We start from the raw sequence: 956 nt of genomic DNA on the forward strand, positions 1-956 counted from the left end.
GTGTTTGGCAAGCTATGCAATTTGTTTTGCAACACTTGGTCAGCACGAAGCTTGGTGTCAAACTCAACCAGAGTTACATGCTCAACAATCCCTGCAAGGTCAATTGCTGCCTCAACACCTGAGTTACCACCACCAATCACAGCAACACGTTTACCTTTGAACAACGGACCATCACAGTGTGGGCAGTAGGCAACACCACGGGTACGGTATTCTTGCTCACCCGGTACATTCATTTCTCTCCAACGTGCACCTGTAGAAAGGATTACAGTTTTCGATTCAAGTTTTGCACCGTTTTCAAGTTCAACCGCAACCAAGCCATTTGCAGTCTGGTTGGCACCCGTGATTTTGCTGACACGTTGCAGGTTCATGATATCGACATCATATTCACGAACATGGGCTTCCATCTCGGCAGCAAACTTAGGACCTTGCGTCTTTTGCACAGAAGTGAAGTTTTCAATGTCCATGGTGTCCATCACTTGACCACCGAAGCGTTCAGCCACGATACCAGTGTTAATGCCTTTACGTGCAGCATAGATCGCAGCCGTTGCACCCGCAGGACCGCCACCAATCACCAATACATCAAAAGCATCTTTAGCATTGAGTGCTGCCGCATCTTTTTCAGCTGAGTTGGTATCAAGTTTTGCCACAATCTCTTCAAGGGTCATACGACCTTGACCAATGTGCTCGTTGTCTTGGAATACCATCGGTACAGCCATGATTTTGCGTTGCTCAACTTCGTCTTGGAAGAATGAACCGTCAATCATGGTTGCTGTGGTGTTCGGGTTATAAATGGCAATCAGGTTAAGCGCCTGTACCACGTCCGGACAGTTATGACAGCTAAGCGATACGAATACATCAAAGTTGGTTTTGAGATTTAAACCTTTAATCTGGTTAAGTACTTCATCCGACACTTTAGGTGCATAGCCAGAGACCTGTAAAAGCGCCAAGATCAAAGA

1 protein-coding gene is annotated in these 956 nt (G+C 46.3%); it reads right to left on the minus strand.

The genetic code is table 11. From position 1 onward, the window contains the following. On the minus strand, window positions 1–956 hold a 956-nt coding region (gene ahpF, locus WBW42_RS18745), incomplete at both ends, for an alkyl hydroperoxide reductase subunit F (protein ID WP_191113224.1).

Source organism: Acinetobacter sp. LT1 (assembly GCF_059800965.1).